The 12,386-nt window shown below is 56.9% G+C and carries 13 protein-coding genes and 1 pseudogene; 7 read left to right on the forward strand and 7 right to left on the reverse strand.

The window, feature by feature from the left end:
- Positions 1-50: 50 nt before the first annotated feature.
- Positions 51-590, forward strand: coding sequence for an adenylate kinase (locus BW686_RS01505; protein ID WP_084913888.1), 540 nt, complete (start codon positions 51-53; stop codon positions 588-590).
- An 87-nt stretch (positions 591-677) separates the two neighbouring features.
- Here BW686_RS01505 and BW686_RS01510 read toward each other — a convergent pair.
- The 3 genes and pseudogenes from BW686_RS01510 to BW686_RS01520 all read right to left on the reverse strand — a co-directional run.
- Positions 678-851 (reverse strand): annotated as a pseudogene (locus BW686_RS01510) (transposase domain-containing protein); the annotation flags it as partial.
- A 220-nt stretch (positions 852-1,071) separates the two neighbouring features.
- A complete protein-coding gene (locus tag BW686_RS01515) occupies positions 1,072-1,485 on the reverse strand; it encodes a hypothetical protein (RefSeq protein ID WP_084913889.1) in 414 nt (137 codons plus the stop codon).
- Between the two features lie 52 nt (positions 1,486-1,537).
- On the reverse strand, positions 1,538-2,095 hold the full coding sequence (locus BW686_RS01520) for a nucleotidyltransferase family protein (protein WP_084913890.1): 558 nt from the start codon (positions 2,093-2,095) through the stop codon (positions 1,538-1,540).
- Positions 2,096-2,279: 184 nt separating this feature from the next.
- Between BW686_RS01520 and BW686_RS01525 the strand changes: the two genes are divergently transcribed.
- Positions 2,280-2,585: a MafI family immunity protein gene (locus BW686_RS01525; protein ID WP_084913891.1), complete on the forward strand. Its 306-nt coding sequence runs from the start codon at positions 2,280-2,282 to the stop codon at positions 2,583-2,585.
- A 107-nt stretch (positions 2,586-2,692) separates the two neighbouring features.
- On the opposite strand, the gene BW686_RS01530 is transcribed toward BW686_RS01525, so the two are convergent.
- Together BW686_RS01530 and BW686_RS01535 are read right to left on the reverse strand one after the other, a co-directional pair.
- A complete protein-coding gene (locus BW686_RS01530; protein ID WP_084913892.1) occupies positions 2,693-2,935 on the reverse strand; it encodes a hypothetical protein in 243 nt (80 codons plus the stop codon).
- Between the two features lie 267 nt (positions 2,936-3,202).
- Positions 3,203-4,513 (reverse strand): mechanosensitive ion channel family protein, encoded by a 1,311-nt coding sequence (locus BW686_RS01535; protein WP_084913893.1) that lies wholly within the window; start codon positions 4,511-4,513, stop codon positions 3,203-3,205.
- A 260-nt stretch (positions 4,514-4,773) separates the two neighbouring features.
- Here BW686_RS01535 and BW686_RS01540 point away from each other — a divergent pair, with 260 nt between their 5' ends.
- Positions 4,774-5,814: an XAC2610-related protein gene (locus BW686_RS01540; RefSeq protein WP_256897980.1), complete on the forward strand. Its 1,041-nt coding sequence runs from the start codon at positions 4,774-4,776 to the stop codon at positions 5,812-5,814.
- Here the strand turns inward: BW686_RS01540 and BW686_RS01545 are convergent, their stop codons facing one another.
- A complete protein-coding gene (locus BW686_RS01545) occupies positions 5,815-6,723 on the reverse strand; it encodes a LysR family transcriptional regulator (protein ID WP_084913894.1) in 909 nt (302 codons plus the stop codon).
- Between the two features lie 106 nt (positions 6,724-6,829).
- On the opposite strand from BW686_RS01545, the gene BW686_RS01550 reads away from it, so the two are divergent.
- The 4 genes from BW686_RS01550 (at position 6,830) to BW686_RS01570 (ending at position 11,254) form a co-directional block, all read left to right on the forward strand.
- Positions 6,830-8,038, forward strand: coding sequence for an MFS transporter (locus BW686_RS01550; protein WP_084913895.1), 1,209 nt, complete (start codon positions 6,830-6,832; stop codon positions 8,036-8,038).
- 49 nt (positions 8,039-8,087) lie between these two features.
- Positions 8,088-9,116: an alpha/beta hydrolase gene (locus BW686_RS01555; protein ID WP_084913896.1), complete on the forward strand. Its 1,029-nt coding sequence runs from the start codon at positions 8,088-8,090 to the stop codon at positions 9,114-9,116.
- A 313-nt stretch (positions 9,117-9,429) separates the two neighbouring features.
- Complete coding sequence (locus tag BW686_RS01565; RefSeq protein ID WP_084913897.1) at positions 9,430-10,767, forward strand: DEAD/DEAH box helicase; 1,338 nt, start codon at positions 9,430-9,432, stop codon at positions 10,765-10,767.
- A 184-nt stretch (positions 10,768-10,951) separates the two neighbouring features.
- Positions 10,952-11,254, forward strand: a complete 303-nt coding sequence (locus tag BW686_RS01570) for a hypothetical protein (RefSeq protein ID WP_084913898.1) — start codon at positions 10,952-10,954, stop codon at positions 11,252-11,254.
- A 208-nt stretch (positions 11,255-11,462) separates the two neighbouring features.
- On the opposite strand, the gene BW686_RS01575 is transcribed toward BW686_RS01570, so the two are convergent.
- Positions 11,463-12,326, reverse strand: a complete 864-nt coding sequence (locus BW686_RS01575) for a DUF6279 family lipoprotein (RefSeq protein ID WP_084913899.1) — start codon at positions 12,324-12,326, stop codon at positions 11,463-11,465.
- Positions 12,327-12,386: the final 60 nt, after the last annotated feature.

The raw sequence follows: 12,386 nt of genomic DNA on the forward strand, positions 1-12,386 counted from the left end.
GCTTACGTATCTTCTGCCCCATAAACCGACCTACATGCATAGAGGAAGAAATGCGAATTTATATTACGGGCGCCTCGTGTGCGGGTGTAACCACATTAGGTCAGAACCTCGCCGTGCAACTCGGGTTGCGACACGCCGACGTCGATGATTATTTTTGGATGCCGACGAACCCGCCTTTTACGACCAAGCGGCCTGCCAGCGAACGTGTGCCCTTGATCCAGCAAGCGCTTGGCGACGAGGCTTGGGTACTAACGGGTTCTTGTATGGTCTGGGGAGATGCACTATTGACTCAAGTCAATTTGATCGTATTCGTTGTGACGCCAACACCCGTCCGACTGGAACGGTTAGACGCTCGTGAAAAATCACGCTTTGGCGAACGTATAGCGCCCGGAGGTGATATGCATGAAATACATGCGGGATTCAGGGAATGGGCTTCGCAATACGATAATCCGGACTTTTCAGGACGAAATCGGGCGTGGCACGAGCGATGGCTATTGGGACAAGCGTCTCCAGTATTGCAAGTTGACGGCACAAATAGTGCGGAAGAGATGGCTGCTGGAGTTACTCGTGCGCTGTCGCAAGCATCGTAGCAGGCCTCAGGCGCAGCATTTTCCTGAGATGATCTCCAACGAAGAGAACGCCTATCCGGAATGTACTGCAAGTTAGTCAGGTATTCATTAATGCGGCAATAGCTGCTCGACCTTACTGGCTTTCTGCCTAGGCAACCTCGTCAGCGCATCCTTGAGATACGCCTATGGATCATGCCCGCTCAGCCGCGCGGACCAGGTCAAGCTCATAATCGACGCCGCCCGTTTCCCATTGCATAACGAACCTGCGAACAGCCAATTTTTTGACCGAGAGCCCGAAGCCCGCAATTATGCGAACTCCAGGGCGTTTCTTGCTATGCCTGCCACGTAGGCCAATAAAGACGGAAAGGCTTAAGGCGACTCTTTTTCGAAGGAGTGATCACCTCTGCTCTAGGTCCTGCACGCACACCTTTCTACTGTGCTTCCTTTACAAACTGCTCACGGTCTTCAGGAAGTAGCATCCGCGCTTCAATCATACCTATTTTCATGGTAAATCGCGCTGTGCTGGCGCACGCTGCCAGCCCAACAAAAAGTCTTTCCAATACAGCCACAGCCAGTGCAAGCCTACTGCAATGGATAGGTATGGAATTTCATTCTTCGGTCTAGCCCCGAAAAGGCTGTTGCTGAGCGTTACGACTATGAAAACCACCACCCCGAGCCAGCACCCGACGCCCGGCTCATTTGTACCGGATCTGAAAAAAAGAAAGAGCCTCCAACCAGACACTAACCCCCAAAGACCTGCCGCCATCGGTATGAGCAAAAATGGGGCCATGAAAATTATAGGCAACGCGTAGATCGCCAACAGTAATCCCAAGGCGGCGCTTAAGGTGGCAGGTAAAAGTGCAATAGCAAAGCCTGCTATTACTAGCACGCTATGCACTCGCGACTGGTATTTCATCAACTGACTCTCTGTTTGCCCGCTGAAAATGTTAAGCGCTTGTCTACCGAATCTACACTACGATCCTGAGCCAAGGCCAGCGAGCTTGATAACTTTTCGCCTTCTGATCGAACATATCTGGCTTGGGGTTCTTTGGGTTGATACGAAGTAGCCCTTGCTCGATGTCGGCCAAGCCATTGGGAGCATAAACTTCGCTAGTTTCAACATCCCAACCAACGCAGGTACCGGCAATTAGGTAGCGATCAATCCCGTCTTTAGCCGACTGAAGCTGAGGATAATCCCCGCCAAACCGCTGTCTGTACCACAGGTGAACGCGAGCCTGATTTTTGATCTCAATGTTAACTTTGAGGTCTTGGAAGAGGCGCTGAACAGAGTCGATGACCTCATTCTCTGCTTCCCAGGACAGATCATTGTCGAAGTAAAAAACGTCGTAATCTTTCACCCCCCAGGCTGACGGCAGGTGACACTGATGATTCCAGACGGCTTGGAACAGGCAGCCAGCAGTGAGCATGCATTGATTCAAGCCGAGTGAAGGTAAGCGTGAGATGATTTCAGCGTTTGATGGATTGGCCATTGCTATTTTGGTCAATCTCTCGACAGTCAACATCATTTTCATCCTTTTTGAATCGATCTAGCCCCAGCGATCGACAATACACCATAGCCTTATAATGCTCCGCCAAGGACAGCGTTTTTACACACGCTGGGCCGAAAGCCGTCCGTCATGTAGCCTGTGCTGCGACTCTTCGGCCATTAGTGGCACAAAACTGAGCCTATGACGACATGGATAGAAGCGAATGAATCAGCTGAGTACCGCTCTGCGTGAAGACCTCCTAGAAGTGCTGGATGAGGTTTCTACACTGATGTCCGCTGCATATGCGCAGCTTAGCTCCCTGCCTGATAATCATCCACTGGCACAGTCTGGTCTTGAGAAGGGGGCAGAGATCGTTCTGGACTACATCGCGCACGGCGAGGCAGGTGTCGCACTCGAACATCTGTTCTACATGATCAAAGAGCCTTCTCTCGCTATCTCTGCCAGATCCGCCGAGAAACTGGCTCGGGTTGCTAAAGTGTTCGAAATACCCTTGAACTGGAGGTCATGAGGTTTGATCTGACAGGAGAGCAGGACGTGCCATTGTCGGAGCGGAAGGCACCTATCAACCCGAAGCGGAGGTCGAGGGTGAGCTTCCGAAATGTTCGCTAGGACTATTTACGTGGCAAAGGTAAGCACTCTTGTCTCTTGAGTATCCGCTATGAACGCATTGACTTGCTCTTGCGGATGCGGGTAGAGCTCTGGGTATTCATCTGCAAGGTATTCGATGACTGTATCTTCTTCCCAAGGGCCGAGCGACGTCATGTAGTCAGGGTACTGATTTTGAATTTCTCTCCATGATTGGTAAGGATGCCTGGAGAGCAACATGACTGTTCGGGTGTAGATAATATGAATCTGCACGAATCTATTTCCGTATGTTGACGTCTGGGACACCGCCAAGTGAGTTTAAATGCTTTTCAAGATTACCTTCCTGTCGGCAGCTTCTGCCTGAAGAAATATGGTGGGCTGGCCGTCTATTTTTGGCCGATAGCTGTACATCATGAAAGACTGCAATCGACCAAAGATGACCATTCATGACAGGTTACTTTTCAAGGCCTTACGGACGCTAGCTATGGACGAAGGGTTAGGTCATCACCTGCACAACGCGTTACGCATTATCTGCGCCGTTCAGCCTGAATGTTCTGTAGGCAACGGCTCTGCCAGCGGTGTAGCCCCCACCCGCGCCGTCTCCCCCCGCAACCCCACCCGCATATCCGCCCCACTCGGCTGCTGATACAAACTCAACCCGAACTCCGGCATCACCGTAATCAGGTAATCGAAAATATCCCCCTGTATCCGCTCGTATTCCACCCACACCGTCGTGCGGGTGAAGCAGTAGATTTCCAGCGGGATGCCCTGCGAGGTGGGCTCTAGCTGGCGAACCATACAGGTCATGTTCGGGTTGATGTCGACGTGGCTTTTCAGGTACGCCAGGGCGTAGGCGCGGAAGGTGCCGATGTTGGTCATGCGTCGGCGGTTGGCGGACATTTCTGCGACGTTGCCTTGTGCCTGGTTCCAGGCCAGCAGTTCGGCCTGTTTGCGGCCGATGTAGTCGGTGAGCAGGTGGATTTGCATGAGTTGCTGTTCTTCATCGTCGCGCACGAAGCGCACGCCGCTGGCGTCGATGAACAGGCTGCGTTTGATGCGCCGTCCGCCGGATTGCTGCATGCCGCGCCAGTTGCGGAACGACTCGGACATCAAGCGCCATGTCGGGATGGAGACGATGGTTTTGTCGAAATTCTGCACCTTGACGGTGTGCAGGGTGATGTCCACCACGTCGCCATCCGCGCCCACTTGCGGCATTTCGATCCAGTCGCCGACGCGCAGCATGTCGTTGCTGGTCAACTGCACGCTGGCGACGAAGGAGAGCAGGGTGTCCTTGTAAACCAACAGGATGACCGCCGACATGGCGCCGAGGCCGGACAGCAGTAGCAGAGGCGAGCGATCAATCAGCGTGGCGACGATGATGATGCCGGCGAAGACATACAGAATCATCTTCGACAGCTGCACGTAACCCTTGATGGAGCGCGTGCGGGCGTGTTCGGTGCGGGCGTAGATGTCGAGTAACGCGTTGAGCAGCGCGCCGATGGCGAGGGTCATGAACAGGATGGTGAAGGCCATCGCGATATTGCCGATGACGTTCCTGCCCGCAGTACTCAAGCCCGGGACCAGTGTAAGGCCGAACTGGATGACCAGCGACGGCACCATCTGCGCCAGCCGGTGGAAAACCTTGTTATGGCGGAAGTCGTTGACCCAGTGCAGGGAAGGCTGACGGCCCAGCATTCTCACGGTGTACAGCACCAGAAAACGCGCCACTCGGCCCAGCACCAGTGCGGTGGTCATCAGCAGGATCAGGGCCAGCCCGGTGCGTACCCACGGATGCTGATCGAGCATGTCCCAGAGTTCCTGGGTCCTGAGCCAAAGCGAGTGAATGTCCATTAAAACGAAGTTCTTTTGCGAAACGGGGAGACGATTAAAACATTAACGGTGTCCGGTCGGGCGATGGCTGGCAAAATCGGTCTGCGCGATGCATTCCGACCATGAGTAGCGCATCGTAACGTCCTGGGATGACACTGAAACGGAATACACTCGTCAGCCATCGAATCATCCACAGCAGGAAAGACACTGTGCAGATCTCAAACATTCAAAACGGTACCTTGTGGCGCTGTTCACGAGCATGGATCGCAGGGGCAGCGCTGATGATGTCAACGCTGAGCTGTGTGGCTGGTGTGCCGACTGCCTATGGCGAGATGGATGTGAAAGCCTTCGAGCAATCGCCTCGGGAAACTTACACCGTGCAGGACTTCTCCGATCGTTACCGGGCGACGCTGGATATCTCAGCCGGCGGCGATGTGTTTCGTCCTGGCGTGATCAGCGTTTACGACAAGGCCAGCGGGGCTGAGCTGCTCCGGGTTCGGTCCGATGAGCTGGTTCTGGGTACTGACCCGAAAACCGGCAAGGTCAAAGCCAACGTGCATGAGTTGCCCTATGGCGAACAGAGCGTACTGATCTATCAGGATTTCAACTTTGATGGCATCAAGGATCTGGCCTTGATGGACGGGCAGAACAGCTGCTATCACGGCCCCTCGTATCAGGTCTTTCTCGGCACGTCCGGTGGTTTTCGGCACAGCGATTCGTTTACCCAACTGGCGCAAAACAACTGCGGCCTGTTTAGCGTGGATGAGAAAGCCCGCAAGATCGAGACCATGACCAAAGACGGTTGCTGCTGGCACCAGATGTCCACTTACACCGTTCGTGACGGTGAGCCGGTTCTGGAAACGCAGACGGTCCTTGACCATACCGGTGGGTCGGGACTGCCGACTGAAACAGTCAGTCGCAATCAGAATGGCAAGATGACGCACACCACCCGCATCGTCTGGGAGGAAGACGGGCAACGTGAGATTCTTTTGTCGTTCAGGCTCGCGCCGTCCGGCAAGCAGATTGTGTTGTTCCGCTCAGGGGCTGCAAGCCCGGTCTTCTACGCGGCAGTGGACAGCAAGAGTCAGGTCGGGCTGCTGTTTCCCCAGGCTGAAGGTGAGCAGCTGAAGTACGACGCTGCCAGTCACGTATTGAGCTTTGTGCGCGGCGACACCGCTTACCGGATCGTGGGTGACGCAAAGGGGGCGCCAAAAGCCATGCAGGTGGTGGTGCGTGGCAAAACCACCGAGCTGAAACTGCTTGCCGAGCCTGCCCAGGGTTCGCTTGATAAGGTCGCAGAGGCTTTAAAAGCCGCGCAGTAGTCAGGTGATGGGGTACTGATCCCGATACCTGACTGCCTCGACGAATGCACTGAACGCCGGCGACGCTTGTCGCCGGTTCGGGTAATACAAATGAAAGCCTTCAAAGTACGGACTCCAGTCGACCAACACCTCCTTCAAACGACCGCTGGCGATATGCGGTTTGGCCATTGAGTCCGGCACGTAGGCCAGGCCGACGCCGTCCAGTGCTGCGTTCAGCACATGGATCATGCTGTTGGAGGTGAACTGCCCGTTGACCCTGATATTGAGTTTGTGGGTGTCTTTTTCGAACTCCCAGGCGTAGCAGCTTCCGTTTGGCGAGTGCCGGATGTTGATACAGGTATGCTGAGTCAGGTCCTGTGGCTGCACCGGCACCGGGTGTTTCTCGAAGTAGGCGGGAGAACCCACCACTGACAAGCGCCAGTCGGGGCCGAGGCGGACGGCGATCATGTCTTTGCTGATGGATTCGCCCAGTCGGATGCCCGCATCGAAACGTTCGCTGACAATATTGGTGAAGCCATAATCGATGCAGATCTCGATCTGTATATCCGGATACTGCGCCAGAAACCCCGCAAGCATGGGCCTGATGATGCCTTCTGCGGCGTCATCGGAGCAGGTGATGCGAATGGTGCCGGCGGGTTTGTCGCGCAGTTCGCCCAACACCTCGACTTCCGCAGCGATTTGATCCAGCAGCGGCCCGACCGAGCGCATCAGTCGCTCACCCGCTTCGGTGGGCGCCACATTGCGCGTGGTTCTCGCCAGCAGCCGCAGGCCCATGCGCTCTTCAAGCCCTCTCATCGTATGGCTCAAGGCAGAGGGCGTGACGCCCAGTTTGGTGGCGGCCTTGGTAAAGCTCTGTTCCCGGGCAACCATCAGAAAAGCCTGCAGGTCGTTGAGTTTTGGTGTGCTCATTGCTGAGTCTTCCTCACAAGCGCGTGGAAATTACGACGTCTAATCATCCTAATACCTTTGCCCTAACCTGTGCCGACTATTTTGATAACCGGCAGGTCAGTGACGCATGAGTGCATTTGAATCAACCACGGGGACGCCGACGAAAACCTCGCACCCGCCGGCGTGGGGCGCAGTGTTTTCGATGGCGCTGTGTGTGGTGGTGCTGATTGCTTCGGAGTTCATGCCGGTCAGCCTGTTGACCCCGATCGCGCAGGACCTTGGCATCAGCCAGGGCCAGGCGGGGCAGGCGATTTCGATTTCCGGCTTTTTCGCCGTATTGACCAGCCTGTTGAACACATCGTTGACCGGGCATCTTGACCGCAAGCATGTCTTGCTTGGCTTCAGCCTGCTGTTGCTGGTGTCGGGTCTGGTCGTCACGCTGGCGCCCAACGGCGGGTTGTTCATGACCGGCCGTGCATTGCTTGGCGTTGCCATTGGCGGCTTCTGGTCGATGTCGACAGCCACTGTGATGAAGTTGGTGCCCAAGGAGTCCGTGGCCAAAGGCCTGGCGCTGATCAATGGCGGTAATGCGCTGGCCGCCACGGTCGCCGCGCCGTTGGGCAGCTTCATGGGGCAGTACATCGGCTGGCGAGGTGCGTTTTTTCTGGTCATCCCGCTCGCCGCTCTGGCTTTTGTCTGGCAGTGGCTGAGCCTCCCGGCCATGAGCAGCCAGCCGAACAGTCGGGCGCGCAATCCCTTTCGATTGCTGCGCACCCCGCAAGTCGCCATCGGCATGACCGCCATCATGCTGCTGTTCATGGGGCAGTTCGCCGTCTTCACCTACTTGCGCCCGTTTCTGGAAGAGATCACCGGGGTAAGCGTCACCGCCTTGTCCCTGATGCTGCTGTTGCTGGGGGCCAGCGGGCTGGCCGGTACGTACCTGATCGGCGGGCTGCTGCACAAACATCTGTATGCCTACCTGATCGCGATCCCGCTGGTGATGGCGGTGCTTGCCGTGGCGCTCACGGGCCTTGGCCATTCGCCTCAGGCGGTTGCCATTGTCCTCGCTGTCTGGGGGCTAATCGCCACACCGGCGCCGGTCGCCTGGGGCCTGTGGTTGAGCCGCACGCTGCCCGACGATGCAGAGGCCGGTGGCGGGTTGATGGTGGCGACCATTCAGATGGCGATCACGGCTGGAGCAGGCATCGGCGGTGCGCTGTTCGACAACCTCGGCTGGTGGAGCCCGTTCGTGTTGGGGGGCGTGGTGCTGGCGGGTTCGGCCGCGCTGGCCGCAGCGGCCCGGCGCAACGCCGACCCTCAATCAACAACGCCATAAAAAACGTGGACAACAAACGCGGGTTAATCACTTGACGAGGTAAGGCTTCATGAAAAGTTTTCTGTTGATGCTCGGGCTTTTAATAAGCTCGTATTCTGCGATAGGAGCAGACATGTCCCACGGTGCCGATAACTTTTACAACAGCGACAAAGTCATTGCGCAAAAAGTGCTGTTCAATAACCAGTACAAGATGAAGGTCGGGGGCAGCCTGTTTATCCCCAAAGGCTCGAACCCGACTGTCAAAGCCCCGGCAATCATCGTCGGCCACCCGATGGGGGCAGTGAAGGAGCAAAGCGCCAATCTTTATGCCCAGAAACTGGCCGAGCAGGGCTTCGTGACACTGTCGCTGGACCTGTCGTTCTGGGGCGAAAGTGAGGGCCTGCCGCGTAATGCTGTTTCGCCGGATATTTACGCCGAGGACTTCAGCGCTGCGGTGGACTTTCTCGGTACTCAGACGTTTGTCGACAAGCACCGCATCGGTGTATTGGGCATCTGCGGCAGCGGCAGTTTCGTCATCAGTGCCGCGAAGATTGACCCGCGCATGAAAGCCATCGCCACCGTCAGCATGTATGACATGGGCGCTGCCAATCGCAACGGTCTGAAACATTCGCAGACCCTGGCGCAACGCAAGAAAACCCTCGAGCAGGCGGCGCAGCAGCGTGACGTAGAGTTCAGCGGTGGCGACACGGCCTACACCAGCGGTACGGTACACAAACTGACTGAAAAGTCCGGCCCGATCGAGCGCGAGTTCTATGACTTCTACCGCACGCCTCGGGGCGAGTTCACGCCGGAAGGTCAATCACCTGAACTGACCACTCACCCGACGCTGACCAGCAACGTCAAGTTCATGAACTTCTACCCATTCAACGACATCGAGACCATCTCGCCACGGCCGATGCTGTTCATCGCCGGTTCAGAGGCGCACTCGCTGGAGTTCAGTGAGGAAGCCTACAAACTGGCCGGTCAGCCCAAGCAATTGATTATCGTGCCGGGCGCGGGACACGTGGACCTCTATGATCGCGTTGACCTCATCCCGTTCGACAAACTGGGTGAGTTCTTCAAGAAGAACCTGAAGTAATCATCCGGTACTCCGAGCACTTCAGAAGGCCCTGCAACAGCAGGGCCTTCTTCATGTTCAGTCTTCCGCAACTTCAAACCTGACGGTCACAACGCCCTGTTGCCATACCCGTGAAGAGGCATCTTTGCACTGAACATGTGTGATTTCACGGACACCTTGCCAGTCCCCGGCATCGTTCAGTACGGGGCGACAACGCCTTTAATGAGCACTGCCGCAAACAAAATAGCCCGTTTGTAGTAAAGAAACTCGGCCCCGGCGCTCGAAACCGTTACGCTATGCAGCTGTATTTTTGTTTTTCGTCGAGGTAGCACCCGTGTTTTCCGAATTCGCCCTGCACGAACGCCTGCTTAAAGCTGTGGCCGAGCTGAAATTTGTCGAGCCTACGCCTGTGCAGGCGGCCGCCATTCCACTGGCATTGCAAGGGCGCGACCTGCGGGTAACGGCGCAAACCGGTAGCGGCAAGACCGCCGCCTTTGTGCTGCCGATCCTCAACCGTCTGATCGGTCCGGCCAAGGTTCGCGTCGATATCCGCGCCGTGATCCTGCTGCCGACGCGCGAGCTGGCGCAGCAGACCCTCAAGGAAGTCGAGCGGTTTTCCCAGTTCACCTTCGTCAAGGCCGGTCTGATCACTGGCGGCGAGGACTTCAAGGTCCAGGCGGCCATGCTGCGCAAGGTGCCGGACATTCTCATCGGTACGCCGGGTCGCCTGCTGGAGCAGCTCAACGCCGGAAACCTGGACCTCAAGCACGTTGAAGTGCTGGTACTGGACGAAGCCGACCGCATGCTCGACATGGGGTTCTCCGAAGACGTCGAGCGTCTGGCGGGCGAGTGCGCCGGTCGCGAGCAGACCATGCTGTTCTCCGCAACCACCGGTGGTGCCGGCCTGCGGGAAATGATCGGCAAGGTGCTCAAGGATCCACAGCATCTGCAAGTGAACAGCGTCAGCGAGCTGGCTTCCGGCACACGCCACCAGATCATCACCGCCGACCACAATGTGCATAAAGAGCAGGTGCTGAACTGGCTGCTGGCCAACGAGACCTACCAGAAAGCCATTATCTTCACCAACACCAAGGCGATGGCCGACCGTCTGTATGGCCGTCTGGTTGCGTTGGAGTACAAGGCGTTCGTGCTGCACGGCGACAAGGACCAGAAGGACCGCAAGGCCGCCATCGACCGTCTGAAGCAGGGCGGCGCGAAGATCATGGTCGCTACCGATGTAGCGGCGCGCGGCCTTGATGTTGAAGGTCTGGACATGGTGATCAACTTCGACATGCCACGCAGTGGCGACGATTACGTCCACCGCGTCGGTCGTACCGGCCGTGCGGGCAGCGACGGTCTGGCGATCTCGTTGATCTGCCATGGCGACTGGAACCTGATGTCGAGCGTAGAGCGCTACCTCAAGCAGAGCTTCGAGCGTCGCGTCATCAAGGAAGTCAAAGGCACTTACGGCGGGCCGAAGAAGGTCAAGGCGTCGGGCAAGGCGGTAGGCGTCAAGAAGAAAAAGACCGACGTGAAGGGCGACAAGAAGAAAACAGCGGCCAAAGGCCCGACCAAGCGCAAGACCGTGAACCGTCCCAAGTCTGATCTGGTCAGCCAGGACGGCATGGCGCCTCTGAAAAAACGCAGCACACCGGCCCCTGCCGCCGAGTGATTGCCATGATCGCTCCCGCGCAGGTGGGAGCGATCAACATCCTTACAGTACTGACAACGCCTCGTTACACCGTCCGCCAGCTTCTCTGAACCGTCATACACCTCGCAGGTCACATTCTTCGAGTCGTATGCCTGTGGCTGGATGTCATGGGCGGTCAATCCATGCTGGACGGAGGTTTAGAAAAATGACTTATAACTGGGATCTTATCGAGCGTCTGTTGCACGAGGTGCAGAACAACGGCACCCCATCGACCTCCACGGAATTCGAGACGCTGCTGAATCGCAGCTACATCGAACCTCTTCCTCGCGAAGAAGGCGGATATGGTTCGACGTATATGCTGACGAAGCGCGGCGCAAGCCTGCTGTCTTTGATCGACAGCAGTATTCCGGGAAATGATCACCCACGTCAGGTACTCAATGAGCAGGCAGGCGACCCGCTTGACCCTGTGCTCTTCGACACTATCGCCAAAAAGCCACAGATCGCCTAAGACCGCCGACACCCTGCCCGTCGATTCAGGGCAGGACGCAGAGCGTCCAGAACGGCATGCCCACGCAGAGCGTGGGTACGCCAGTGGCTGACCGTTCCTCACGTTGCGCGTGGGAATGCACGGGATAACGCTCTGCGTCACAATTCTGCGCCGTACCGCGCACTCAGCACCGGACGCAGGGCATGCGCAAGAAAACGGGGCTGTCAGCTTACTTCTGCGACTTCAGGCAATCCAGTTCGGTGAAGTCCTTGCGCATGTCGGCGATACGGCTCAACAAGCGGGTGCGCTGTTCCGGTGTGCTCATCGCGGTGATGTCGACAATCAGCGATATAGCGGCCTTCTCGGCCTGGTCATACGCCTTGCGATACTCGGGCGTCCAGAAAGTCTCGCGGTCCTGCAGCAGGGCGGCGATGCGCTGAGGGAAGTCGGCGGCTTGCCGTTGTTGAACAGTGGCCAGAAACAGGTTCTGCCAGCGTGTGCGGTTGTCGATCCAGGCTTTGTTCTGTTCGCCCAGCGAAGCAGACCATGCCTGAATCCGGTCTTCCTGCGCCTGGCTCAGTTTGCCGATCCACGGTGTCAGGCGTTTTTCCATGCGCACGGCGCGCTCGGCAATCTGGCGTTCCAGCGGTTGATCGAGGTATTTGTTTTCGCGTTTGCGCTGGTCCTTGGCAAACGACTCTTGCATCTCCTGCACCTGCTTGTCGTCGAAGCGCGAAAGCAGCTCGACCGCAGACGGGGTGATTTCCTGGGAGATTTTCGCTATCGCTTCTTTGGCTTCGCGAGTGCGGGCTTCAAGCCCCTCGTAGGTCACCTGATCGTTCTTGACCATGTCCTCCAGCTTGTCCAGCCAGGCCAGATAACTGGGCAATTGGGTGCTGCAATGCCAGCTCAAGTGTTCCTTGAGACGGGTATCGAGCCAGCCTTTCTGCTCCGAGTTCATGTCCAGATAGTCGCTGAGCGTCCACGGAATGATCACATCGAGATTGCGGTACGCCAGCCCGACCTGATTGCATCCGGCAAGCAGTGACACGGTCATCAACAGCGTAATGAGGGCTTTGCAGAAAGACGGCATGACAACTCCTTGGCGTACTGACGTGCAGTAGAGGAGTTTAGCCTCTGGCAGTTCAACCGG

This window comes from Pseudomonas syringae, assembly GCF_002157375.1.
GTDB lineage: Bacteria > Pseudomonadota > Gammaproteobacteria > Pseudomonadales > Pseudomonadaceae > Aquipseudomonas > Aquipseudomonas syringae_T.

What these genes read in the sequence shown, in the direction of transcription:
- BW686_RS01535 (WP_084913893.1), bottom strand. Translation starts at nt 4,513, where the DNA reads ATGGACATTCACTCGCTTTGGCTCAGGACCCAGGAACTCTGGGACATG.
- BW686_RS01505 (WP_084913888.1), top strand. Translation starts at nt 51, where the DNA reads ATGCGAATTTATATTACGGGCGCCTCGTGTGCGGGTGTAACCACATTA.
- BW686_RS01550 (WP_084913895.1), top strand. Translation starts at nt 6,830, where the DNA reads ATGAGTGCATTTGAATCAACCACGGGGACGCCGACGAAAACCTCGCAC.
- BW686_RS01575 (WP_084913899.1), bottom strand. Translation starts at nt 12,326, where the DNA reads ATGCCGTCTTTCTGCAAAGCCCTCATTACGCTGTTGATGACCGTGTCA.
- BW686_RS01570 (WP_084913898.1), top strand. Translation starts at nt 10,952, where the DNA reads ATGACTTATAACTGGGATCTTATCGAGCGTCTGTTGCACGAGGTGCAG.
- BW686_RS01515 (WP_084913889.1), bottom strand. Translation starts at nt 1,485, where the DNA reads ATGAAATACCAGTCGCGAGTGCATAGCGTGCTAGTAATAGCAGGCTTT.
- BW686_RS01525 (WP_084913891.1), top strand. Translation starts at nt 2,280, where the DNA reads ATGAATCAGCTGAGTACCGCTCTGCGTGAAGACCTCCTAGAAGTGCTG.
- BW686_RS01520 (WP_084913890.1), bottom strand. Translation starts at nt 2,095, where the DNA reads ATGATGTTGACTGTCGAGAGATTGACCAAAATAGCAATGGCCAATCCA.
- BW686_RS01540 (WP_256897980.1), top strand. Translation starts at nt 4,774, where the DNA reads ATGATGTCAACGCTGAGCTGTGTGGCTGGTGTGCCGACTGCCTATGGC.
- BW686_RS01545 (WP_084913894.1), bottom strand. Translation starts at nt 6,723, where the DNA reads ATGAGCACACCAAAACTCAACGACCTGCAGGCTTTTCTGATGGTTGCC.
- BW686_RS01555 (WP_084913896.1), top strand. Translation starts at nt 8,088, where the DNA reads ATGAAAAGTTTTCTGTTGATGCTCGGGCTTTTAATAAGCTCGTATTCT.